The organism is Pseudomonas sp. AIG (assembly GCF_977020205.1).
On the sequence record NZ_CDROCK010000038.1, the window covers coordinates 35,925 to 59,808 of the forward strand.

Below are 23,884 nucleotides of genomic sequence, written 5' to 3' on the forward strand. Positions count from 1 at the left end.
TGGCAAGATGAAGAAGAGCAGCTGCTAGCGGGGAGCTACGAGCGGCAAGACTGAAGCTTTTTTGTACTTGGAAATCCATATTGGACTCATAGGTACAAGTCGTCAATCAGGGAGAAGAGAGTGTCTGCGAGGTTTTTGGTGTTGCAGATGGCCCCTTCGCGAGCAAGCTCGCTCCCACATTGGATTTGTGCACGACACAGGTCCCATGTGGGAGCGAGCTTGCTCGCGAAGGCTTACTGAAGGGCGCTAGAGAATTTACTTCTTCCAGCGATCCGCCGCTGCATGATCACTGTCCCGCCCTTCAACCCAACGCGGCCCATCGCTGGTGTTTTCTTTCTTCCAGAACGGTGCACGGGTTTTCAGGTAGTCCATGACGAAGGCACAGGCATCGAACGCGGCCTGGCGATGGGCGCTGGCGGCGCCGACAAACACGATCGGCTCGCCCGGTTCCAGTGCACCGATGCGATGCAGCACTTCCAGTTTCAACAGCGGCCAGCGCTGCTCGGCTTCGACGGCAATTTTGCCCAGCGCCTTCTCGGTCATGCCCGGATAGTGTTCCAGGAACATCCCCGCCACATCGAGGCCGTCGTTGAAGTCGCGCACGTAGCCGACAAAACTCACCACCGCGCCGACGCCGACATTGGCCGCGTGCATCGCGTTGACTTCCGCGCCCGGATCAAACGGCGTGACCTGCACGCGAATCGCCATGGCTCAGCCCCCGGTCACGGTGGGGAAAAACGCCACTTCGTCGCCATCGACCACTGGCTCGTCGAGCTGGCAGAGGTCTTCATTGCGCGCGCACATCAGGTTCTGCTCGCTCAGCACCTCGGCGCCGTCACGTTGCATCTGCATTTGAAGAACATGTGCACGCACATCATCGACGGTGGCGAAATCACCTTCGACCTTTATCGAATCCACGCCCAGCGCTTCACGGTAGCGGGCAAAGAACTTCACGGTCAGGTTCATGGCTGCTCCGCCTGAAAGTGCCCGCTCTTGCCGCCGACTTTCTCCAGCAGGCGCACGCTTTCGATGATCATGCCGCGGTCGACGGCTTTGCACATGTCATAAATCGTCAGGGCGGCAACGCTGGCGGCGGTCAATGCTTCCATTTCCACACCGGTCTGCCCGGAGAGTTTGCAGCGAGCGACGATGCGCACGGTGTCGTCGCCATCCGCGCTCAGCTCGACTTTGACGCCGGTGAGCATCAACGGGTGGCACAGGGGAATCAGATCGCTGGTTTTCTTCGCCGCTTGAATGCCGGCAATGCGCGCCACGGCGAACACGTCACCCTTGGGATGGCCGCCGCTGACGATCATCTGCAACGTTGCGGGGAGCATGCGCACCAGCGCCTGGGCCGTCGCTTCACGGAACGTCACGGCTTTTTCGGTGACGTCGACCATGTTGGCGCGACCTTGGGAATCGAGATGAGTCAGCACGGGATTACTCCTGATCAGGAGCGGGGATTGTAAACCTGCGGGTCAAATTTCCGCATCATTGATTATGAAATCACCGTTGCACCCTGTGGGAGCGAGCTTGCTCGCGAAGGCGGTGCATCAGGCTACATCTATGGTGACTGGCATACCGCATTCGCGAGCAAGCTCGCTCCCACATTGGGTTTTGTGTCCAGGCATAAAAAACCGGGCGGCTGTTGGGCCGCCCGGTTTTGGGTGAGAGAAGGTTACAAATGCGTTTCAGCGTATTCAGCCAGAATCGAGCGAGGCACCCCTTGCAGGGTGATGTGCACACCGTTGGGGAAATCCTTGAAGCGTTCGGTCAGGTAGGTCAGCCCGGAGCTGGTCGCGGACAGGTAAGGGGTGTCGATCTGTGCGAGGTTGCCCAGGCACACCACTTTCGAACCGGCGCCGGCACGGGTGATGATGGTTTTCATCTGGTGCGGCGTGAGGTTCTGGCATTCGTCGATCAGGATCAGGCTCTGCTGGAAGCTGCGACCACGAATGTAGTTGAGCGATTTGAACTGCAACGGCACTTTGCTGAGGATGTAGTCGACGCTGCCATGGGTGTTTTCGTCATCCATGTGCAAGGCTTCGAGGTTGTCGGTGATGGCGCCCAGCCAAGGCTCCATTTTTTCTGCTTCGGTGCCGGGCAGGAAACCGATCTCTTGGTCGAGACCCTGCACGCTGCGGGTGGCAATGATGCGGCGATAACGTTTGCTGACCATGGTCTGCTCGATCGCAGCGGCCAGCGCCAGAATGGTTTTACCGGAGCCTGCCGCGCCCGACAGGTTGACCAGATGAATGTCCGGATCGAGCAGCGCGTACAGCGCCAGACTTTGATAGATGTCGCGCGGTTTCAGCCCCCACGCTTCCTGGTGCAGCAGCGGTTCCTGATGCAGATCGAGAATCAACAGGCGGTCTTCTTCAATCTCCTTGATCCAGCCGACGAAGCCCTGTTCATCAATGATGAACTCGTTGATGTGCACGGCCGGCAGGTTGTCGATCAGTTGTACCTGGTGCCAGGTGCGGCCGTGATCCTGACGGGTTTCGACCTTGCTCACGCGGTCCCAGAAGGAGCCGGTCATGTTGTGGTAGCCGTTGGGCAACAGGGACACGTCATCGACCAGTTGGTCGGTGCTGTAGTCCTCGGAGGCGATACCGCAGGCGCGCGCCTTGAGGCGCATGTTGATGTCTTTGGTGACCAACACCACAGGCTTTTTCGGGTCGCGGGTGTGCAGGTCGATCAGTTGGTTGATGATTTTGTTGTCGTTCAGATGCTCCGGCAGAATCAGGTTCGATTCGGCCTGCTTGCTCATCAGAATTGACAGCAAGCCCTTCGGCCCGCCTTTACCGCGCTGGATCGGCACGCCCAGTTCGACATCTTCCGGAGAAGCATCGCCCAAGGTCTTGTCGATCAGCCGGATGGCCTGACGGCATTCGGCGGCAACGCTGTGATGCCCGCTCTTGAGCTTGTCCAGCTCTTCAAGCACGGTCATCGGGATCGCGACGTGGTGTTCTTCGAAATTCAGCAGGGCATTTGGATCGTGAATCAATACGTTGGTATCGAGTACATAAAGGATTGGCTGGTTGGAGGAAGGGCTACGTCCGTGATCATCCATACTCGGTCACCTTTGTCAGAGCCAGTAGACGCAATACCTGGGCGGTGCTGCGCCTCGAAGTGACTGCCGAAATCTCACCTGCGGAGATTCAAGTGACTGCAAACAAACGGGTCTTGGAAGACGCCACCTGTGTTGCAGGTTTCGGCGGTCTGTCTTCGTAATACTCCAAAACCGATGACATAAAAAAGTACTTTGACGGTTTTTTTAAGTTTATTTTGCAGAGTGACGAAAAGCCCTTGGCGGACTGCCCAGACCCCGCTAAAGTCGGAAGTCCGCCTGCATCGAATTCTTCATAAAATTCGCCCCAAGCCCAATGTTTCCGGGCTTTCAGACTTTCTCAGCGAAACGCGTCCTGACAGTCCTCCCAACCGATGCCGCTCTGCGCAGTTTGCGTGATCAGCCACGGTAACGAGGTCTTCACCGCATCCTGCTTCGTATTGAAATTGATCACCCCGTGGCGCCATAACAGCATCAGGGTCAGCACCCGCTGTGCGCTCGGCGCGCCCTTGAGTTTGCCGGCGCCGTCCTGGGCATCGATGTCCCACAGTGCCACTTGCAGGCCCTGGGTGTTGAAGAAACCTTGCGCATCGCTGCGGCGCTGCCCTTCCGGCGGACGGAACAGCGGCACATAGTTTTCCGGCAATTTGTTCTTCACCAGATCAGCACTGCGCCGCACCGAATCCTGCCAGTCCTGCCAGTGGCTGTGGGAGCGGAACTCCCAGCCCTGCACGCCGACGCACTGTTTCGAGAACGCGGCTTGCAGGCTGCTCACGGAACGATCAGCCAGCCGCGCCTGAATATCCTTGCCCAACACAAAGAACGTGCCGCTCAGGTTTGCCTTGCGCAGGTATTCGGTGAGCCAGCCGGTGTTGTCCGGCTGCAGGTTGGCGGCACTGTCGAAGGTCAGCAGAAACAGCCGGTCGTGCATCTCGTCGCCATTGCGCTCGTAGTCGCCGAAACGATCGAATTCGTTGCTGGTCTGCGGCGATAGCGCAGCCTTGCGCATTAGCTCGTCGAGATACTGCAGATGAAAGATCCGGCTCGGCTCGGCCCACTTGGTGTAATAGCTGTCGTCGCTGACCACGAACTTCGCGGCCTGCTCGCGCAGGGTCGGCAGGTCTTCGACGAGGAAGCAGAACGAGGCGTCCTGATCGCAGCTTTGCTGGGCGTAGTTGTAGTTGGCCAACAGGCGCTGCCAGAGGCGTTGGCGCAGGCTGTTGACCGCATCGATGTTGACCGTGCGCAGGCCCAGACGCTGAGCCAAAGCGGCTTCGTCCATCGATTCGGTGCCGAGCAGGCCACGGGCAAACATGAGGATTTCCGCCCGTGAGGCGACGTCAAACAGCGTCGGATTGCTGAGCGGCTCTGGCCAGGTGCTGCGATCCAGCGTCGCCACATCACCCGGCGCCGCGACGGCACCGATGCTCAACAGCCACGCGGTGAATAAAAGAACAATGCGCAAAAGGGATGTCTCCATAACAAAACCCGCGCGGCACTATATCGCGGGTGGATCAAAAGAAAGATCAAAAGATCGCAGCCTTCGGCAGCTCCTACCTGTGCCTCCATTGAATCATTGCGATGATCGTTCCCACGCTCTGCGTGGTAACGCCTCCCCGGACGCTCCGCGTCCAGCTCGCCTGTGACGCGGAGCGTCACAGGCGGCATTCCCACGCAGAGTGTGGGAACGATCATCGCCAAGCCGTCGATCACCTATGGGCTTGATAGCTGGAGTCAACACCGACAACCCCCTAGAATCGCCCCCACGATTAAAGGAGACGACTTCATGCTGATGGTGATTTCCCCCGCCAAGACCCTCGATTACGAAACACCGCCGGCGACCCAGCGCTTCACCCAGCCGCAATACCTCGATCATTCCCAGGAGCTGATCCAGCAACTGCGCGACTTGACGCCGGCGCAGATCAGCGAGCTGATGCACGTGTCCGACAAGATAGGAGGGCTCAACGCCGCGCGTTTCGGCAGCTGGACTCCCGCGTTCACCCAAGAAAACGCCAAGCAAGCGCTGCTCGCGTTCAAGGGTGACGTTTACACCGGTCTCGACGCACAGTCCTTCAGCGAAGCCAACTTCGACTACGCGCAAAAACACCTGCGCATGCTTTCCGGCCTGTATGGCCTGCTGCGCCCACTCGACCTGATGCAACCGTATCGCCTGGAAATGGGCACCAAACTGGCCAACGCCCGTGGCAAGGACTTGTACGCCTTCTGGGGCACGCGCATCAGCGAATGGCTGAACGAAGCGCTGGCCGATCAGGGCGACGACGTGCTGCTCAACCTCGCTTCCAACGAATACTTCTCGGCAGTCAAACGCACGGCGTTGAACGCGCGGATCATCAACACCGAGTTCAAGGACCAGAAAAACGGCCAGTACAAGATCATCAGCTTCTACGCGAAGAAAGCCCGAGGCCTGATGAGCCGTTTCGTGATCCAGGAAAAGATCAACGATCCCGCCCAGCTCAAGCAGTTTGATGTGCAGGGTTATCGCTACAGCGCCGAACAGTCGAAACCCGACAACCTGGTATTTCTGCGCGACCACGCCCCCGAATAAAGCATGCCTAATGCACGACTCTTTTTATAAAGAGTCGTGCAGCTCGCACGACGTCAAAAATCCCTCGCCTCATTTCGCCATTTTTATGGCGCCAGAAAACAATCCCTGTCTTTTCTAATTTTAGTTTCACTCGACACTGATCATTTTTTTCAGTAGTGGCACGTAACTTTTTTCACGGTAGTGGCACAAAACTATCTAGCGCAATGATGCCCCTATCAATAAAGGGCGAAACGGAAAGTGCTATCAAATTGAGACCAGTGCCATCTTTGTCAATATTTCAAAAAATTTCAGATGGCGCGATGAGTGGACTGGAACTATGTCCAAATGCGTAGCTCATACCACCGGTAACGATTCTCGCCGAGTTTGTACGAGATAACTTACGCGGAGCAGATGGCCATGTAACCAAGTTGTCACAGCAACTTGCCTAGATGACTAACTAGTCTCAAAACAGACGATGGACAGGAGATACGCACCATTAATATTTCCTACAAAGGCCATGGCCGCGCCCCTATAAACGTGCTCGCCTGAGCACCCAACCGCTTGATTTACGGGACCTTCATCCTGCCATCGAGCGCGCAAGACGATTGCACAAGAGTCTTCCACCAGGAAGATCGGCTGCATAACAGGGCACGTCATAACAACAAGGCCTGGTTGCGCACATCTTGAGTGCACTTATTTAGACACTCGAAACTTTGTATGCCTGCACACGGCATTGTGGCGCCTGTAAGCCGCACTTTCGAGTGCACTAGTTAACGCTGAACACCATTAACTCCGGCCTTCTAAGGCCAGATATATACAGAGGTAATTGCGATGCGCATCAGCATATTTGGTTTGGGTTACGTTGGCGCAGTGTGTGCCGGTTGCCTGTCTGCACGGGGCCATGACGTAGTTGGCGTCGATGTTGCCAAAGACAAGATCGACATGATCAACGCCGGCAAGTCGCCGATTGTTGAACCGGGCCTGGGCGAACTTCTGCAACAAGGTATCCAGACCGGTCGTCTGCGTGGCACGACCAACTTCGCCGAAGCGATTCGTGACACTGACCTGTCGATGATCTGCGTCGGTACACCGAGCAAAAAGAACGGCGACCTCGAACTGAACTACATCGAAGCCGTGTGCCGCGAGATCGGTTTTGTCCTGCGTGAAAAAACCACCCGCCACACCATCGTCGTGCGCAGCACCGTTCTGCCGGGCACTGTCGCCAACGTGGTAATCCCGATTCTCGAAGACTGCTCCGGCAAAAAGGCTGGCGTCGATTTCGGCGTTGCGGTCAACCCGGAATTCCTGCGTGAATCCACCGCCATCGCCGACTACGACCTGCCACCGATGACCGTTATCGGCGAGTTCGACAAGGCCTCGGGCGACGTACTGCAATCGCTGTACGAAGAACTCGACGCACCGATCATCCGCAAGGACATCGCCGTCGCCGAGATGATCAAGTACACCTGCAACGTCTGGCACGCGACCAAAGTGACCTTCGCCAACGAGATCGGCAACATCGCCAAAGCGGTCGGCGTCGATGGCCGTGAAGTGATGGAAGTGGTCTGCCAGGACAAGACCCTCAACCTGTCCCAGTACTACATGCGCCCAGGCTTCGCCTTCGGCGGTTCTTGCCTGCCGAAAGACGTGCGCGCCCTGACCTACCGCGCCGGTTCGCTGGACGTCGAAGCACCGCTGCTCAACTCGCTGATGCGCAGCAACGAATCGCAAGTGCAGAACGCTTTCGACATCGTTGAAAGCCACGACAAACGCAAAGTCGCCCTGCTTGGCTTGAGCTTCAAGGCCGGTACCGACGACCTGCGCGAGAGCCCGCTGGTGGAACTGGCCGAGATGCTGATCGGCAAGGGTTACGACCTGAGCATCTACGACAGCAACGTCGAGTACGCCCGTGTTCACGGCGCGAACAAGGACTACATCGAGTCGAAAATCCCCCACGTATCGTCCCTGCTCAACGCGGACTTCGATTCGGTGATCGACAACTCCGACGTGATCATCCTCGGCAACCGCGACGAGAAATTCCGCGCGCTGGCCCAGCAAGCGCCGCACGGCAAACAGGTCATCGACCTGGTCGGCTTCATGGCCAAAGCCACCGACGCTGGCACCCGTACCGAAGGCATCTGCTGGTAAAGCAGCCCTGTAGGAGCTGTCGAGTGAAACGAGGCTGCGATCTTTTCGGGAACACCAAAATCCCAAGCGAAAGATCAAAAGATCGCAGCCTTCGGCAGCTCCTACATGTCCTTGCAAGTTTTTGTAAGCCTGCCTTAACCCCATCGGGCCCGCCCCGAGATAGAGACGGATGCAGATTATGCACAGGCTAAAACACGGCCTACTTCAGGCCGCCGGTTGGCTGTTTTACCTAAGTTTGTTGATGGGCCTGGCCTTGATGCTGCCCACGTCCACATTCGACTCCGAGTCGAAGGACTTCATTTTCCTGATTGGCGCCGTGGGTATCTGGCGCTACTCGATGGGTGCAACGCACTTTGTGCGCGGCATGATTTTTCTCTACATCGTTTACCCGCACCTGCGCCGCAAAGTGCGCAAGCTGGGTAAGGCGGCGGACCCGTCGCATGTGTTCCTGATGGTCACCAGTTTCCGGATCGACGCGCTCACCACCGCGCAGGTCTACAGCTCGGTGATCCGCGAAGCCATCGACTGCGAACTGCCGACCACCGTGGTCTGCTCGATCGTCGAAATGTCCGATGAGCTGCTGGTCAAGGCACTGTGGGCACGGATGAATCCGCCCGACCGCGTCAAGCTCGACTTCGTGCGCATTCCCGGCACCGGCAAACGTGATGGCCTGGCCTATGGTTTCCGCGCGATCTCCCGTCACCTGCCGGACGACCGCGCCGTGGTCGCCGTGATCGACGGCGACACCGTGCTCGGCGAAGGCACCGTGCGCAAGACCGTGCCGTGGTTCCAGCTGTTCGGCAACGTCGGCGGCCTGACCACCAACGAGTTCTGCGAAGTGCGCGGCGGCTACATCATGAGCGAATGGCACAAGCTGCGTTTCGCCCAGCGCCACATCAACATGTGCTCGATGGCCCTGTCCAAACGCGTACTGACCATGACCGGGCGTATGTCGGTATTCAAAGCGTCAGTGGTGACCAACCCGGAATTCATTGCCGACGTGGAAAGCGACTCGCTGCAACACTGGCGTCTGGGCCGATTCAAGTTTTTGACCGGCGACGACAAGTCGAGCTGGTTCAGCCTGATGCGTCTGGGCTACGACACCTTCTACGTGCCTGACGCGGCGATCAACACCGTTGAACACCCGCCGGAGAAGAGCTTCATCAAGGCCAGCCGCAAACTGATGTTCCGCTGGTACGGCAACAACCTGCGCCAGAACTCGCGTGCGCTGGGCCTGGGTGTGAAACGCCTCGGCGCCTTCACTTCGGTGGTGCTGTTTGACCAGCGCGTATCGATGTGGACTTCGCTGCTCGGCCTGACCGTGGCGATGATCGCCAGCTTCAAATACGGCACCGCGTTCATCCTCGTTTACCTGCTGTGGATCGGCATCACGCGCCTGATTCTGACCCTGCTGCTGTCGTGCTCCGGTCACCGCATCGGCCCGGCTTACCCAGCGATTCTTTATTACAACCAGATCGTTGGCGCGCTGGTGAAGATCTACGTGTTCTTCCGCCTCGACCAACAATCCTGGACGCGCCAACCCACATCCCTGACCCGTGATCTCGCCAGCTTTCAACGTTGGTTCAACACTTGGTCGTCTCGGACCATGACCTTCTCCGCCGGCAGCATTTTCGTCGCCGTGCTGCTGATGATGGTCTGACCCGCCCCTATTGAATTAACAAGGAAATCGCCCCTATGAATACCGCCGTCAACGCCAACGTAGTGCATGAATCCGAAGCCCAGCGCCAACACGCCCGCGTGAAAATCCCGGCCAAACTGCGCTTCTTCGGTCCCGACCGGACGCCGGTCGAAGCGCGGGTCATCGACCTGTCTGCCGGCGGTCTGGCGTTCAATGCCGGGCAACTGCCGCTGACCATCGGCGAGGTGTACAAGGCGCGTCTGCAATTCGTCATCGACAACCTCGGCCTGGCCATGGACGTTGAACTGCAAGTGCGTTCCTACGACCGCCCGACCGGCCGCGTTGGCTGCCAGTTCCAGAACCTCGAGCAGCAGGACATTTCCACCCTGCGCCACTTGATCACTTCGCACCTGGCCGGCGACATCGTCAGCATCGGCGAAGTGCTGGCGACCCTGCAGCGCGACAACTTCACCAAAGCGCGCAAGGTCAAGGACGGCGGCTCCGGCATGACCCCGTTCGGGCGCCTGAAAGCGGTGACCTTCAGCGCCGGTATCTTCGCGGTCGGTCTGGTCGCGGCGGGTTTCATTTTCAAATCGGTGTACGGCATGTACTTCGTCAGCCATGCGCAGGCCGGTCTGGTCAGCGTGCCGGGGATGAACATCACCATGCCGCGTGACGGCACCGTGCAGAGCCTGGTCAAGTCCGACGGCGTCGCGGCCAAAGGCGCGCCACTGGCGACCTTCAGCACCAGCATGCTCGACGTGCTCAAGGGCCATCTGGAAGAGGATCAACTGTCCCCGGCCAAGGTTGAAGAACTGTTCGGCAAGCAAATGACCGGCACCCTGACTTCGCCGTGCGATTGCACCGTGGCCCAGCAACTGGTGGCGGACGGTCAGTACGCGAGCAAGGGTGACGTGATCTTCCAACTGGTGCCGCGCAACACCCTGGCCACCGTTGATGCACGCTTCTCCTATCGCCAGTTCGGCGACGTGCGTCCGGGCACCCCGGTGAGCTTCCAGATCGCCGGCGAAGACAAGACCCGCACCGGCAAGATCGTCAGCAGCACCAGCCTGAAAAGCGAAGACCTGTCCTCCGACATCCGCGTGCAGATCAAGCCTGACGAGCCGCTCGACAGCAGCCTCGCCGGTCGCCCGGTGGAAGTGAACAGCGACCGTGGCCCGAACCTGAACTGGCTGATCGACAAAGCCATGGCTGCCGGTCTTTAAGTCGAGGACATGCCTGTGACTACTCCACCCATCTCAAGCACACCACAAACCCTGTGGGAGCGAGCTTGCTCGCGAATGCATTCTGACATTCAGCCTCAGTGCCGACTGACACACCGCTTTCGCGAGCAAGCTCGCTCCCACATGGGTTCAGTGTGCGCATTGGCTTTGGCAGTCAGTCTCGCCGGTTGCGCCGGCCTGCCCGATCAGCGCCTGGCCAACGAAGCGCTCAAGCGTGGCGACACCGCCACCGCCGCGCAGAATTATCAGCAACTGGCTGATCTGGGTTACAGCGAAGCGCAAGTCGGCCTCGCCGACATCCAGGTCGACAGCCGCGACCCTGAGCAAATGAAACAGGCCGAAGCGACTTACCGCGCCGCCGCCAGTGTTTCGCCGCGTGCTCAGGCGCGTCTTGGCCGCTTGCTGGTGGCCAAACCGGGTTCCACCGAAGCCGAGCATCACGAAGCCGAAACCCTGCTGAAAAAAGCCGCCGCCAATGGCGAAGGCAACACGTTGATCCCGCTGGCGATGCTGTACCTGCAATACCCGCACAGCTTCCCGAACATCAACGCGCAGCAGCAGATTGATCAATGGCGCAAATCCGGTTACCCGGAAGCGGGTCTGGCGCAGGTGCTGCTGTATCGCACTCAGGGCACCTACGACCAGCACCTGGATGACGTGGAAAAAATCTGCAAAGCCGCGCTCAACACCACCGACATCTGCTACGTCGAACTGGCCACGGTTTATCAGAAACGTGCCCAGCCAGAACAGCAAGCCGAGTTGATCAAGCAGATGCAGGCCGGCTACAGCCGTGGCACCGTCACCGCACAACGCGTCGATTCTGTCGCCCGTGTATTGGCCGATTCGACCCTGGGCAAGACCGACGAAAAAACCGCGCAGTCGCTGCTCGAACCGATTGCTCCGGGCTACCCGGCGTCGTGGGTGACCCTCGCACAACTGCTCTACGACTACCCGGAACTGGGCGACGTCGACCAGATGATGAAGTACCTCGACAACGGCCGCGCCGCCGACCAACCGCGCGCAGAGTTGTTGCTGGGCAAGCTCTACTACGAAGGGAAAATGGTTCCGGCCGACGCGAAAGTCGCCGAGGAACATTTCCAGAAAGCCGTTGGCCGCGAAGTTGCCGCCGACTACTACCTCGGCCAGATCTATCGCCGTGGCTACCTCGGCAAGGTCTATCCGCAGAAAGCCCTCGACCACCTGCTGACCGCTGCGCGCAACGGCCAGAACAGCGCCGATTTCGCCATCGCCCAGCTGTTCTCCCAAGGCAAGGGCACCAAACCCGACCCGCTCAACGCCTACGTGTTCAGCCAATTGGCCAAGGCACAAAACACTCCGCAAGCCGATGAGCTGGCGACCACCCTCGCCGCGCAACTGCCGCCCGAGCGTCTGGCCGAAGCGCAACGTCTGCTGCAACAAGAGCAAGCCAGCCGTGGCGCTCTGAACCCGAACACGCTGCAACTGCACGCCCTGCAAGAAGAAGACGGCGAGGAAAAATTATGAAGTTGAATCCATTCGTGAAGGCCGGTATTGGCCTTTCGTTCGCGCTGATCTGGTCTTGCCCGACACTGGCCGCGATGACTGAAACCAAGAACTTCGGCCTCGAAGTGAAAGTCACCGGCCAGTCCGAAGACGACCGTGACCTCGGCACCGCCAAGGGCGGCGACGTCAACGGTGTCGGCCTCGACCTGCGTCCTTGGATCTATGGCGAAAGCGGCGCGTGGAGCGCCTACGCCATGGGCCAGGCGGTGACCTCGACCGACATCATCGAAACCGACACCCTGCAACAATCCGACGGTGAACAAGCCACCGACAACGGTGATCGCAAAACCAAGAAAAACTACTTGGCGATGCGCGAGTTCTGGGTCGGCTACAGCGGCCTCACCCCGTACCCAGGCGAGATGCTCAAGTTCGGTCGCCAGCGCCTGCGCAATGACGACGGCCAATGGCGTGACACCAACATCGAAGCGCTGAACTGGACCTTCGACACCACCCTGTTGCGCGCCAACGCCGGTGTTGCCGAACGCTTCAGCGAATACCGCACCGACTTGAAAGAGCTGGCGCCGAAAGACAAGGATCGCCTGCATGCTTACGCCGATGCGGCCTATCAGTGGACGCCGGGCAACTGGGTCGGCATTCGCGGTCATCACACCCACGATGACGGCAAACTCGATTACGCCGAACCTGGCGTGCCGCGCGACTCGCTGGACAAGACCGAGAACGGCGACATCAGCTGGCTCGGCCTGACCGCCGACAGCGACGCCTATAACTGGCGCAACACCAACACCGTCAACTACTGGGGCAGCATCACCGGCATGAGCGGTGACCGCGACACGGTCAACGCGCTGAACGCCGATGGTTCGCGCCCGGCGCAAGCCAAGCGCAGCGATGACGTTAACGGTTGGGCCACCGACATCGGTGTGCGCCTGCGCCTCGATCCGCAATGGCAGGTCGGCGGTGCCTATGCCCGTGCCAGCGCCGATTACGAGCAGAACGGTCTGGAAAGTAACCGCTCCAACTACACCGGTACGCGCTCGCGTGTGCACCGTTTCGGCGAAGCGTTCCGTGGCGAAATGAACAACATGCAGACCGCGACGCTATTCGGTTCGTGGATGGTCAACGACGAGTACGACGCCAGCCTGATCTACCACAAGTTCTGGCGTGTCGACGGCAACAAGCCGGTGGGCAGCAACGGCATCAACGCCGTGGAAAACAACACCGACGACGCCACCGGCGCGATCCTCTCCAGCACTTCGCTGCCGCTTGAAGACGGCAACAAGGATCTGGGTCAGGAGATGGACCTGGTCGTCACCAAGTACTTCAAGCAAGGCCTGTTGCCGGCGGCGTTGAGCCAGTCGATCGACGAGCCATCGGCCCTCGTGCGCTTCCGTGGCGGTGTGTTCAAACCGGGCGATGCCTACGGCAAGCAGGTTGATTCGTACATGCACCGCGCGTTCATCGACGTGATCTGGCGCTTCTGATGCAAACCGCCAAGGGAGTGCCCGACATGCACCATGCAAGGAAAGGCTCGCTCAGCCTGTTGGCCGGCGCCATGCTGCTGGCCTCCGCTGGCGCCTTCGCCACGGTAGAACCGGCTGTGCCTCAACAGGGCAAACCGGTGACCACCGCCAAAGAGCTGCAACAAGCCAAGACCTACACCGTCAGCAGCGCACCGACCGAGGCGCTGCAACTGGCCAAGCCAAAACTGCCTGACCTTTCCGGCTTCACCGCCGAAGCCGCCGCCGCGAAGATCGTCCGCAGCAAACCGGGCAAGATCAGCGTGCGCCGGATGATGCAGGAAGACGCGCTGAAGGACTTCATCGGCGGCGACAACAAGATGGCCGAATGGGTGGTGCGTCAGCACGGCATTCCGCAGGCAATCTTCGTCGACGACGGTTACATGAACCTCAAGGATCTGGCGCAGAAACTGCCCAAGCAGTACTTCAGCGAGACCTCGCCGGGCGTGTACCTGTCGAAGCTGCCGATCGTGGTGGGCCGTAAAGGCATCCTCGAAATCGACGGCCAGACCCAGGAATTGCGCCTGTCGCAAGAGGCCGGCTCGTTCCTGGTCAACGACGGTCAGTTGTTCGTGCGTGACACCAAGATCACCGGATGGCGCGAAAAGGAAAACGGCCCGGCGACTTTCCGTTCGCCGAAGGAATTCCGTCCGTTCCTGCTCGCCTGGGGCGGCACCGAGACCTACATCGTCAACAGCAAAATGGCCAGCTTCGGTTACGCCAACAGTAAGTCCTACGGCGTGAGTATTTCCCAGTACACGCCGAACATGGCCAAGGTGCTCAAGCGTCCTGAACCGACCGGCTGGATCGTCGGCTCCGAGTTCTCCGACATGTGGTACGGCTTCTACTGCTACGAGACCCGCGACTTCGTGGTCAAGGGCAACACCTACAAAGACAACATCGTTTACGGCATCGACCCGCACGACCGTTCCCACGGCCTGATCATTGCCGAGAACACTGTGTACGGCACGAAGAAGAAGCACGGGATCATTATTTCCCGTGAGGTCAACGACAGCTTCATCTTCAACAACAAGAGCTTCGACAACCACCTCTCGGGCCTGGTGATCGACCGTAACAGCGTCAACAACATCATTGCCTACAACGAGATCTACAAGAACCACACCGACGGCATCACCCTCTACGAGTCCGCCGACAACCTGCTGTGGGGCAACAAGGTCATCAGTAACAAGCGTCACGGCATCCGCATTCGTAACAGCGTGAACATCCGCCTCTACGAAAACGTCGCCATGGCCAACGGCCTGACCGGTGTCTACGGCCACATCAAAGACCTCACCGACACCGACCGTGACATCAAGCTCGACCCGTTCGATGCGCAGGTGTCGCTGATCGTCGTCGGCGGTGAGCTGGCGGCCAATGGCAGCGGCCCGCTGTCGATCGATTCACCGTTGAGTGTCGAGCTGTATCGCGTGTCGATGCTGGCGCCGACCAAATCCAGCGGCATCAGCTTCAACGGCATCCTCGGCGAGCGCCAGGATGAAATTCTCGACCTGCTGGTGCGCCAGCAGAAAGCCGTGCTGATCGACCCTGTCGAACGCCAGACCGAAATGCGGGACTGAGGATAATTTTATGCACCCACACCTGATCAAATTACTCAGCCTGTCGGCCCTGACCGTGGGCATTCTCGCGGCCAGCAACGGCGCCCGCGCCGATGAAGGCGCCGCCGCGACGCCGCCAAAGTTCAGCGCCGAACCGTGCTGCAACCTGTGCCCGGCAGCGCATGACGCGAAGAACTACACCACGCGTTATCAGCAGAACTTCACCACGCTGGTGCAGGCACAAGGCGACTGGCTGTTCCGGACTCAGGAAGATTTGCGCACCGAGTTCAACACCACCCCGGCTGGCTACAAACGCCTGCAACAACTGCACGATGCGTTCAAGGCCAAAGGCGTCGAGCTGGTGATTGTTTACCAGCCAACCCGTGGCCTGGTGAACCGCAACAAGCTCAACCCGCAGGAAAAAGCCGCGTTCGATTACGAGAAAGCGCTGGGCAACTACAAGACGATGCTCGGGCGTTTCGCCAAGATGGGTTACGTCGTGCCGGATCTGTCGCCGCTGACCAACGAATCGCTGCCCGACACCCTGCCCGCCCACGATTTCTACTTCCGCGGCGACCAACACTGGACGCCATACGGTGCACAGCGCACGGCGAAAATCGTCGCCGAGAAGGTCAAGCAGATCCCGGCCTTCGCCGACGTACCCAAGCGTGAATTCGAAACCAAACGCTCCGGGCGCATGGGCAAGACCGGCACCCTGCACAACATGGCCGGGCAACTCTGCGGCACCAGTTACGCGATCCAGTACATGGATCAGTTCACCACCGAGCCTAAGGGCGAGGCCGGTGACGGCGACCTGTTCGGCGATTCCGGCAATCCGCAAATCACTCTGGTCGGTACTTCGCACAGCGGCAAGAACTACAACTTCGCCGGTTTCCTCGAAGAGGCCATCGGCGCCGACATTCTCAACGTCGCCTTCCCCGGCGGTGGTCTGGAAGGTTCGATGCTGCAGTACCTCGGCAGCGACGAATTCCAGAAGACCCCGCCGAAAATTCTCATCTGGGAATTCTCGCCGCTGTATCGCCTCGATCAGGAGACCATCTATCGCCAGATGATGTCCCTGCTCGACAACGGCTGCGAAGGCAAAGACGCACAGATGTCCGCGAGCACCACGCTCAAGCCGGGCGGCAAACAAGAACTGCTGGTCAACAGCAAGAACCTGAACCTGCAAAACAGCAACCATCAGGTCGACATCCGCTTCGCCGACCCTTCGGTGAAAACCCTGCAAGCCACCCTCTGGTACATGAACGGTCGCCACGAGGACATCAAGATCGAGAAACCGGAAACCTCCGACACCGACGGTCGTTTCGCCTTTGAGCTGCGCACGGACGAAGACTGGGCCTCGCAAAACCTGCTGGCGGTCGAAGTCCAGGGCCCGGAAGCGGGCACCGCGCCACAGAAAGTCGAAGCGAAAATCTGCAAACGCAACGTATTCCCGGGCGCTGGGCAACAAACCGCTCAGGTCGGGCAATGAGGTCTGCTATGCGAAACTCGAAACTGAAAACTCTTTTAGCGCCGACGCTGCTCGGGCTGGCAATCTTCGCCGGCACCGCGCAGGCCGCCGCGCCACTGCGTCCACCTCAGGGCTATTTTGCGCCTGTGGATAAATTCAAGACCGGTGACAAAAGCGAAGGCTGCGATGCGATGCCGACGCCGTACACCGGGCCGCTGCAATTTCGCAGCAAATACGAAGGTTCGGACAAGGCCCGCGCAACACTGAACGTGCAGTCGGAAAAAGCCTTTCGCGACACCACCAAAGACATCACCACGCTGGAACGCGGCACCGCCAAACGGGTGATGCAGTTCATGCGCGACGGTCGCCCGGAGCAGCTCGATTGCACGCTGAACTGGCTGGCTACTTGGGCTCGGGCGGATGCACTGATGTCGAAAGACTTCAACCACACCGGCAAGTCGATGCGCAAATGGGCGCTGGGCAGCATGGCCTCTTCGTACATTCGCCTGAAGTTCTCCGACTCGCACCCGCTGGCCCAGCATCAGCAGGAAGCGCAGTTGATCGAGGCGTGGTTCAGCAAAATGGCCGATCAGGTGGTCAGCGACTGGGACAACCTGCCGCTGGAAAAAACCAACAACCACTCCTACTGGGCTGCATGGTCGGTGATGGCGACGTCGGTCGCGACCAACCGCCGCGACCTGTTTGACTGGGCGGTGAAGGAATACAAGGTCGGCGCCAATCAAGTCGATGCCGACGGTTACCTGCCGAACGAACTCAAGCGCCAGCAACGCGCCCTCGCCTATCACAACTACGCCCTGCCGCCGCTGGCGATGATCGCCAGTTTCGCTCAGGTCAACGGAGTCGATTTGCGTCAGGAAAACAACGGTGCGCTGAAGCGTCTGGGTGATCGGGTGTTGTCGGGGGTGAAAGACCCGGATGAATTCGAGAAGAAGAACGGCAAAGAGCAGGACATGACCGACTTGAAAGAGGACATGAAATTCGCCTGGCTCGAACCGTTCTGCACCCTCTACACCTGTGCGCCGGATGTCATCGAGAAGAAGCGCGGCATGCAGCCGTTCAAGACCTTCCGCCTCGGCGGCGACCTGACCAAGGTCTACGACCCGTCCCATGAAAAGGGCAACAAAGGCAGTTAGTCGCTGATCGTTCCCACGCTCTGCGTGGGAATGCAGCACGGGACGCTCTGCGTCCCAAAGCGTGACGCAGAGCGTCACAAGAGGCATTCCCACGCAGAGCGTGGGAACGATCACACCCCTCCACTACCACGGGGGGTTTGGGGGGGCTTTGGCCCTTGACTGTTGGTTCAAACATGGAGAGATCGGGATGGTATTTTCATCCAACGTGTTCCTGTTTCTGTTCTTGCCGATCTTTCTCGGCTTGTACTACTTGAGCGGGCAACGCTATCGCAACCTGCTGCTGCTGATCGCCAGCTACGTGTTCTATGCCTGGTGGCGTGTGGACTTCCTCGCGCTGTTCGCCGCCGTCACGCTGTGGAACTACTGGATCGGCCTCAAAGTCGGTGCCGCCGGCGTGCGGACCAAACCGGCGCAGCGCTGGCTGTTGCTCGGCGTCGCGGTGGACCTGTGCATTCTCGGCTACTTCAAGTACGCCAACTTCGGCGTCGACAGCATCAACGCGATGATGACGTCAGTCGGTCTTGAGCCGTTCATCCTCACCCACGTGCTGCTGCCGATCGGGATCTCGTTCTACATTTTCGAATCGATCAGCTACATCATCGACGTGTATCGCGGCGACACCCCGGCCACACGCAACCTGATCGACTTCGCCGCGTTCGTGGCGATCTTCCCGCACTTGATTGCCGGCCCGGTTCTGCGTTTCCGCGACCTCGCCGACCAGTTCAACAACCGCACGCACACCCTCGACAAGTTCTCCGAGGGCTGCACGCGGTTCATGCAGGGTTTCATCAAAAAGGTCTTCATCGCTGACACCCTCGCGGTGGTCGCTGACCATTGTTTCGCCCTGCAAAACCCGACCACCGGCGATGCTTGGCTCGGCGCGCTGGCGTACACCGCGCAGCTGTATTTCGACTTCTCCGGTTACAGCGACATGGCGATTGGTCTGGGCTTGATGATGGGTTTCCGCTTCATGGAAAACTTCAAACAGCCGTACATCAGCCAGTCGATCACCGAGTTCTGGCGTCGCTGGCACATCAGCCTGTCGACCTGGCTACGCGATTATCTGTACATCACCCTCGGCGGTAACCGTAAAGGCACGCTGATGACCTATCGCAACCTGTTCCTGACCATGCTCCTCGGTGGTCTGTGGCACGGCGCGAACATCACCTACATCGTCTGGGGCGCCTGGCACGGCATGTGGCTGGCAATTGAAAAAGCGCTGGGCCTGAACACTTCGCCGCGCAGCCTCAACCCGATCCGCTGGGCGCTGACCTTCCTGCTCGTGGTGATGGGCTGGGTGATCTTCCGCGCGGAGAACCTGCACGTTGCCGGGCGCATGTACGGCGCGATGTTCAGCTTCGGTGAATGGTCGCTGTCGGAACTCAATCAGGCCAGCCTCACCGGCCTGCAAGTGGCAACCCTCGTGGTGGCATACGTGACATTGGCGTTCTTCGGTCTGCGCGATCTGTACACCAACCAGCCGCCGGCCAAAACCAAACCTGAAGTCAACGTCGAGGCCAACGGCCCTGCCACCGCGACCCCGGGGATGATCAAAGCAGCCCCAGGCGAAAACCCGGCGAGCATCCACGAGCCTGGCTACACCGTCGGCGTCGAAGCCCAGGTGCAACCGGCCTACTGGAGCGCGGACTGGTCACGCTACGTGATGCGCGGCCTGATCCTGCTGCTGTTCATCGCTTCGATTCTCAAACTCTCGGCGCAAAGCTTCTCGCCGTTCCTTTACTTCCAGTTCTGAGGGATCTGACATGACCCGCTCATTACGCATCTTCTACATCGCCCTGTTCCTGGTGACGCTGTTGGTCCTCGGTCTGTGGTCGGTTCGCAGCTTCTTCGGCTTCAGCACCAATGCCGATGCGACGGTACTCAACGGCCGCTGGACCAAGGCTGTGGAAACCCATTACGACGATGAATTCCCGATCAAGCGTCTGGGCACCAACCTCTGGGCCGCGCTGGATTTCAAACTGTTCAACGAAGGTCGTCCGGGCGTGGTGCTCGGTCGCGATCAGTGGTTGTACAGCGATGAGGAATTCAACCCGATCGTCAACGAAGAGCTGAACCTGCAAGGCAACTACGCGCTGGTCGAAGGCGTGCGCCAGACCCTGAAAGCGAAAGGCGTGAAACTGGTGATGGCGATCGTGCCGGCCAAGGTTCGTCTGTACCCGGAGCATCTGGGTGAAGTGAAACCGGCGAGCATCCACGAAAATCTCTATCAGGATTTCCATGCTCGTGTAGCCGCCGACAAGATCCTCGCCCCTGACCTGCTCAAGCCTTTCCAACAGGCCAAGCAGAACGGTCAGCAAGTGTTCCTGCGCACCGATACGCACTGGACGCCGGAAGGCGCGGAGATCGCGGCGAACACCCTGGCGAAAACCATCGCCGACAAGTTCCCGCTCAGCGGCGAGCCGCAGCGCTTCGTCACCACGCCAGCGGAGAAGGTCACGCACAAGGGCGATCTGCGCTTGTTCCTGCCGCTCGATCCGCTGTTTGAAAACCTGATGCCGGCGCAAGAACCATTGCAAAAGCGCAACACCGTCGCGGCCGGCGATCAGCCTGCCAGTGACGACGCACTGTTTGCCAGCAATGAAGTGCCGGTGGCACTGGTCGGCACCAGCTACAGCGCCAACCCCAACTGGAACTTCGTCGGTGCGCTGAAACAAGCGCTGCACAGCGACGTGGTGAGCTACGCCGAAGACGGCCACGGCCCGATCCTGCCGATGCTCAGCTACCTGAAAAGCGAAGACTTCAAGAACAGCCCGCCACAGGTGCTGATCTGGGAGTTTCCTGAACGTTATCTGCCTGTGAACAACGAAATCGGCGACGCCGACCCGCAGTGGGTCGCAGAGCTTAAACAAGCCGGCGCGCGCCAACAAAACGTAGCAATCAACACTAAATCCGAGACGCCCGATCGGGCGCAAAACTGAAAGAGAGGTACACCATGACTTTCACAACTACTCCTCGTCGTCTCGCAAAACGCATTGCACTGGTTGCAGGTTTGAGCGTGCTGTCGGTTCAAGCTTTCGCCGGTGGCGACGCCGCGCTCTACGGCCCGACCGCACCGAAAGGTTCGACCTTTGTGCGTGTCTACAACGCCAGCAACGCTGAAATCAGCGCGACGGTCGGCAGCACCAACCTGAGCGACGTTGCGCCACTGGCCAGCAGCGATTTCAGCTTCATGCCGGGCGGTGATTACAGCGCCAAGGTCGGCAGTCAGACCCTGCCGGTGAAACTCGCCGGTGACCACTACTACACCCTAGTCAACAACGCTTCCGGCGCGCCGCAACTGATTGAAGAGCCGCCGTTCAAGAACAAGCAGAAATCCCTGGTGCGCGTGCAGAACCTCAGCGACAAACCGCTGACCCTGAAGACCGCCGACGGCAAGACCGACGTGGTGCCGAACGTGGCCGCCAAGGGCCGTGGCGAACGTGAAATCAACCCGGTGAAAGTCAGCCTGGCGCTGTACGAAGGTGACAAGAAAGTCGGCGACGTGAAGCCGGTCGCTCTGGAACGCGGTGAAGCAGCAGTGCTGTACGTCACCGGCAGCGGCAGCAGCCTGTCGCCAGTCTGGGTGAAACGTCCGGTATCGACTCGCTAACAAATTTCCCGAACTGACGCTTTTCCCCATGTAGGAGTGAGCCTGCTCGCGATATCGGTTTCACATTCAAAGAATGTGTTGATTGACCCACCGCAATCGCGAGCAGGCTCACTCCTACAGGGGATCGGGTTGTCAGTTTGGGTACGAGACAAAAACAAGAGTGAAACGACACAGCGTTCGTGCCTCTAACCAATCGATTTTATGGAGTAAACAATATGATTCCGGTGATCTTGTCAGGTGGTAGCGGTTCACGTCTTTGGCCGCTTTCGCGTAAGCAGTTCCCTAAGCAATTTCTCGCCCTGACCGGCGAACATACCCTGTTCCAGCAGACCCTCGAGCGCCTGGTGTTCGAAGGCATGGACACCCCGATCGTGGTCTGCAACAAGGATCACCGCTTCATCGTCAACGAGCAGTTGAGCAACCGCAATCTGGAATGCCAGCGCATCCTCATGGAACCGTTCGGCCGCAACACCGCGCCGGCCGTGGCGCTGACCGCGATGATGCTGGTCAATGAAGGCCGTGACGAACTGATGCTGGTGCTGCCGGCTGACCACGTCCTCGAAGACCAGAAAGCCCTGCAACGCGCCCTCGCCCTCGCCACCGTCGCTGCCGAAAACGGCGAAATGGTGCTGTTCGGCGTACCCGCGACCAAACCGGAAACCGGTTACGGCTACATCAAATCCACCGGCGATTCGCTGCTGCCGGAAGGCGTCAGCCGCGTTTCGCACTTCGTCGAAAAACCCGACGTCAAACGTGCCACCGAATACGTAGAATCCGGCGGTTACTACTGGAACAGCGGCATGTTCCTGTTCCGCGCCAGCCGCTTCCTCGAAGAACTGAAAAAGCACGACCCGGACATCTACGACACCTGCCTGCTGACCCTCGAACGCAGCCAGCAGGACGCCGACACCATCACCTTCGACGAAGCCACCTTCGCCTGCTGCCCGGACAACTCCATCGACTACTCCGTCATGGAAAAAACCCAGCGCGCCTGCGTCGTGCCGTTGACCGCTGGCTGGAGCGATGTCGGTTGCTGGTCGTCGCTGTGGGAAGTCAACGAGAAAGACGCCAACGGCAACGTCACCAAGGGCGATGTGGTCATCCAGGACAGCAAGAACTGCATGATCCACGGCAACGGCAAACTGGTGTCGGTGATCGGTCTGGAAAACATTGTGGTGGTCGAAACCAAAGACGCCATGATGATCGCCCACAAAGACAAGGTTCAGGGCGTCAAGCAGATGGTCAACACGCTCAACGAGCAGGGCCGCAGCGAAACCCAGAACCATTGCGAAGTCTATCGTCCGTGGGGCTCGTATGACTCGGTGGACATGGGCGGGCGTTTCCAGGTCAAGCACATCTCGGTGAAACCGGGCGCGTGCCTGTCGCTGCAGATGCACCACCACCGCGCCGAGCACTGGATCGTGGTCAGCGGCACTGCCGAAGTGACCTGCGACGAAAACGTGTTCCTGCTCTGCGAAAACCAGTCGACCTACATCCCAATCGCCTCGGTGCATCGCCTGCGCAACCCGGGCAAAATCCCGCTGGAAATCATCGAAGTTCAGTCCGGTTCGTACTTGGGTGAGGACGATATCGAGCGCTTCGAAGATATCTACGGGCGCTCCACTCCGATCGAACGTGGCGTGTCGGTGAAGACCATCGCGCAATAACTGATCGAAAAAACAAGAAGCCCCCGTCCAGCCCACTGCGTCCCCTATCCGCAGCGGGTTGGGCGGGGGCTTTTTTTGCTCGAGCTCTGTGTCGTCTGAACTGGCCCCTTCGCGAGCAGGCTCGCTCCCACATTTGAAATGCATTCCCCTGTGGGAGCGAGCCTGCTCGCGAAGAGGCCCTATCAAACACCTCAAGTCCCGATGCCCATCGCCAACCTCACCTACGCTTAGGTAGGATGCCCCTCTCTCTCCTCGAGGTTGTGCGACATGTTTATCGGCATTCTGCTGGTCATCACCTGGTTGATCCTGCTGTTGCGCTATCCGGCCAAGGCCTTGCCGGTTTCGGTGGCGGCAGCGATTGGCCTGGGTTTTGTGGCCATGTGGGTGGTGTGGCTGGACAACCGCGAGATCAAGCAACTGGCGCGTCTTGAGATGCGTATCGCTTACGCCCCGGAACAATGCCCGGCAGATCGCCCGCTGCAACTGAAAATGAAAAACGGCAACGACGTGCCCCTGACCGAACTGCGCTGGCGCATTGCTGCCTACGCGCCCGGCGACACGGTCAATCTGGCCGACAACCAATACACCGCCCCGCGCTATCGCGGTCCCGGCGAATTGCAGGCCGGCGGCGACTGGGAAGACTGCCTGCCGATGCCGCCCCTGCGCCCCGGATATCGCCCACAAACCCTGGAATTTCGCGCCGAGCGATTGCAGGGCAGTTTCTCCGACTGATCCTCCCTTCCCCACTCTTTTGCACAAGGAA

At 59.3% G+C, this 23,884-nt stretch carries 19 protein-coding genes; 14 read left to right on the plus strand and 5 right to left on the minus strand.

Annotated elements, in window-relative coordinates:
• Positions 1-255: 255 nt before the first annotated feature.
• From moaE to ACWR1S_RS20720, 5 genes are all read right to left on the minus strand, one after another.
• A complete protein-coding gene (gene moaE / locus ACWR1S_RS20700) occupies positions 256-708 on the minus strand; it encodes a molybdopterin synthase catalytic subunit MoaE (protein ID WP_454564784.1) in 453 nt (150 codons plus the stop codon).
• A 3-nt stretch (positions 709-711) separates the two neighbouring features.
• On the minus strand, positions 712-966 hold the full coding sequence (locus ACWR1S_RS20705) for a MoaD/ThiS family protein (RefSeq protein ID WP_454564785.1): 255 nt from the start codon (positions 964-966) through the stop codon (positions 712-714).
• A complete protein-coding gene (gene moaC / locus ACWR1S_RS20710; protein ID WP_454564786.1) occupies positions 963-1,436 on the minus strand; it encodes a cyclic pyranopterin monophosphate synthase MoaC in 474 nt (157 codons plus the stop codon). Before moaC ends, ACWR1S_RS20705 begins: the two co-directional genes overlap by 4 nt.
• Before the next feature lie 242 nt (positions 1,437-1,678).
• Entirely contained in the window at positions 1,679-3,073 is a 1,395-nt protein-coding gene (locus ACWR1S_RS20715) for a PhoH family protein (RefSeq protein ID WP_053117311.1), read from the minus strand.
• Positions 3,074-3,410: 337 nt separating this feature from the next.
• On the minus strand, positions 3,411-4,535 hold the full coding sequence (locus ACWR1S_RS20720) for a polysaccharide deacetylase family protein (protein WP_454564787.1): 1,125 nt from the start codon (positions 4,533-4,535) through the stop codon (positions 3,411-3,413).
• A 321-nt stretch (positions 4,536-4,856) separates the two neighbouring features.
• On the opposite strand from ACWR1S_RS20720, the gene yaaA reads away from it, so the two are divergent.
• The 14 genes from yaaA (at position 4,857) to ACWR1S_RS20790 (ending at position 23,853) form a co-directional block, all read left to right on the plus strand.
• The gene (gene yaaA / locus ACWR1S_RS20725; RefSeq protein WP_454564788.1) at positions 4,857-5,636 is read left to right on the plus strand and encodes a peroxide stress protein YaaA; all 780 of its coding nucleotides are present in this window, start codon (positions 4,857-4,859) and stop codon (positions 5,634-5,636) included.
• Positions 5,637-6,446: 810 nt separating this feature from the next.
• The gene (locus tag ACWR1S_RS20730; RefSeq protein ID WP_008087506.1) at positions 6,447-7,763 is read left to right on the plus strand and encodes a nucleotide sugar dehydrogenase; all 1,317 of its coding nucleotides are present in this window, start codon (positions 6,447-6,449) and stop codon (positions 7,761-7,763) included.
• 178 nt (positions 7,764-7,941) lie between these two features.
• The gene (gene alg8 / locus ACWR1S_RS20735) at positions 7,942-9,423 is read left to right on the plus strand and encodes a mannuronan synthase (protein ID WP_454564789.1); all 1,482 of its coding nucleotides are present in this window, start codon (positions 7,942-7,944) and stop codon (positions 9,421-9,423) included.
• A gap of 35 nt (positions 9,424-9,458) precedes the next feature.
• The gene (locus tag ACWR1S_RS20740; protein WP_454564790.1) at positions 9,459-10,628 is read left to right on the plus strand and encodes a PilZ domain-containing protein; all 1,170 of its coding nucleotides are present in this window, start codon (positions 9,459-9,461) and stop codon (positions 10,626-10,628) included.
• Between the two features lie 9 nt (positions 10,629-10,637).
• Positions 10,638-12,149: an alginate biosynthesis TPR repeat lipoprotein AlgK gene (gene algK, locus ACWR1S_RS20745; protein WP_454564791.1), complete on the plus strand. Its 1,512-nt coding sequence runs from the start codon at positions 10,638-10,640 to the stop codon at positions 12,147-12,149.
• Positions 12,146-13,627, plus strand: coding sequence for an alginate export family protein (locus ACWR1S_RS20750; RefSeq protein WP_141128925.1), 1,482 nt, complete (start codon positions 12,146-12,148; stop codon positions 13,625-13,627). The genes algK and ACWR1S_RS20750 overlap by 4 nt, the downstream gene beginning before the upstream one ends.
• Positions 13,628-13,653: 26 nt before the next feature.
• The gene (gene algG, locus ACWR1S_RS20755; protein ID WP_454564792.1) at positions 13,654-15,240 is read left to right on the plus strand and encodes a mannuronan 5-epimerase AlgG; all 1,587 of its coding nucleotides are present in this window, start codon (positions 13,654-13,656) and stop codon (positions 15,238-15,240) included.
• Between the two features lie 10 nt (positions 15,241-15,250).
• Positions 15,251-16,711 carry an alginate O-acetyltransferase gene (locus ACWR1S_RS20760; RefSeq protein WP_454564793.1) on the plus strand — a complete coding sequence of 487 codons (1,461 nt, stop codon included), beginning with the start codon at positions 15,251-15,253 and terminating at the stop codon, positions 16,709-16,711.
• 8 nt (positions 16,712-16,719) lie between these two features.
• Positions 16,720-17,844 carry a mannuronate-specific alginate lyase gene (locus tag ACWR1S_RS20765; RefSeq protein ID WP_454564794.1) on the plus strand — a complete coding sequence of 375 codons (1,125 nt, stop codon included), beginning with the start codon at positions 16,720-16,722 and terminating at the stop codon, positions 17,842-17,844.
• A gap of 187 nt (positions 17,845-18,031) precedes the next feature.
• A complete protein-coding gene (locus ACWR1S_RS20770; protein ID WP_105705580.1) occupies positions 18,032-19,597 on the plus strand; it encodes an MBOAT family O-acyltransferase in 1,566 nt (521 codons plus the stop codon).
• 10 nt (positions 19,598-19,607) lie between these two features.
• A complete protein-coding gene (locus tag ACWR1S_RS20775; protein WP_454564795.1) occupies positions 19,608-20,783 on the plus strand; it encodes an alginate O-acetyltransferase in 1,176 nt (391 codons plus the stop codon).
• A 14-nt stretch (positions 20,784-20,797) separates the two neighbouring features.
• Entirely contained in the window at positions 20,798-21,454 is a 657-nt protein-coding gene (locus ACWR1S_RS20780; protein WP_454564796.1) for an alginate O-acetyltransferase AlgF, read from the plus strand.
• 215 nt (positions 21,455-21,669) lie between these two features.
• Complete coding sequence (locus tag ACWR1S_RS20785) at positions 21,670-23,121, plus strand: mannose-1-phosphate guanylyltransferase/mannose-6-phosphate isomerase (RefSeq protein WP_077571209.1); 1,452 nt, start codon at positions 21,670-21,672, stop codon at positions 23,119-23,121.
• Positions 23,122-23,388: 267 nt separating this feature from the next.
• Positions 23,389-23,853: a multidrug transporter gene (locus tag ACWR1S_RS20790; RefSeq protein WP_123451836.1), complete on the plus strand. Its 465-nt coding sequence runs from the start codon at positions 23,389-23,391 to the stop codon at positions 23,851-23,853.
• Positions 23,854-23,884: the final 31 nt, after the last annotated feature.

Coding starts and splice junctions, on each gene's coding strand:
- moaE (WP_454564784.1), bottom strand. CDS start 708: ATGGCGATTCGCGTGCAGGTCACGCCGTTTGATCCGGGCGCGGAAGTC.
- ACWR1S_RS20705 (WP_454564785.1), bottom strand. CDS start 966: ATGAACCTGACCGTGAAGTTCTTTGCCCGCTACCGTGAAGCGCTGGGC.
- ACWR1S_RS20715 (WP_053117311.1), bottom strand. CDS start 3,073: ATGGATGATCACGGACGTAGCCCTTCCTCCAACCAGCCAATCCTTTAT.
- yaaA (WP_454564788.1), top strand. CDS start 4,857: ATGCTGATGGTGATTTCCCCCGCCAAGACCCTCGATTACGAAACACCG.
- ACWR1S_RS20730 (WP_008087506.1), top strand. CDS start 6,447: ATGCGCATCAGCATATTTGGTTTGGGTTACGTTGGCGCAGTGTGTGCC.
- alg8 (WP_454564789.1), top strand. CDS start 7,942: ATGCACAGGCTAAAACACGGCCTACTTCAGGCCGCCGGTTGGCTGTTT.
- ACWR1S_RS20740 (WP_454564790.1), top strand. CDS start 9,459: ATGAATACCGCCGTCAACGCCAACGTAGTGCATGAATCCGAAGCCCAG.
- algK (WP_454564791.1), top strand. CDS start 10,638: ATGCCTGTGACTACTCCACCCATCTCAAGCACACCACAAACCCTGTGG.
- ACWR1S_RS20750 (WP_141128925.1), top strand. CDS start 12,146: ATGAAGTTGAATCCATTCGTGAAGGCCGGTATTGGCCTTTCGTTCGCG.
- algG (WP_454564792.1), top strand. CDS start 13,654: ATGCACCATGCAAGGAAAGGCTCGCTCAGCCTGTTGGCCGGCGCCATG.
- ACWR1S_RS20760 (WP_454564793.1), top strand. CDS start 15,251: ATGCACCCACACCTGATCAAATTACTCAGCCTGTCGGCCCTGACCGTG.
- ACWR1S_RS20765 (WP_454564794.1), top strand. CDS start 16,720: ATGCGAAACTCGAAACTGAAAACTCTTTTAGCGCCGACGCTGCTCGGG.
- ACWR1S_RS20770 (WP_105705580.1), top strand. CDS start 18,032: ATGGTATTTTCATCCAACGTGTTCCTGTTTCTGTTCTTGCCGATCTTT.
- ACWR1S_RS20775 (WP_454564795.1), top strand. CDS start 19,608: ATGACCCGCTCATTACGCATCTTCTACATCGCCCTGTTCCTGGTGACG.
- ACWR1S_RS20780 (WP_454564796.1), top strand. CDS start 20,798: ATGACTTTCACAACTACTCCTCGTCGTCTCGCAAAACGCATTGCACTG.
- ACWR1S_RS20785 (WP_077571209.1), top strand. CDS start 21,670: ATGATTCCGGTGATCTTGTCAGGTGGTAGCGGTTCACGTCTTTGGCCG.
- ACWR1S_RS20790 (WP_123451836.1), top strand. CDS start 23,389: ATGTTTATCGGCATTCTGCTGGTCATCACCTGGTTGATCCTGCTGTTG.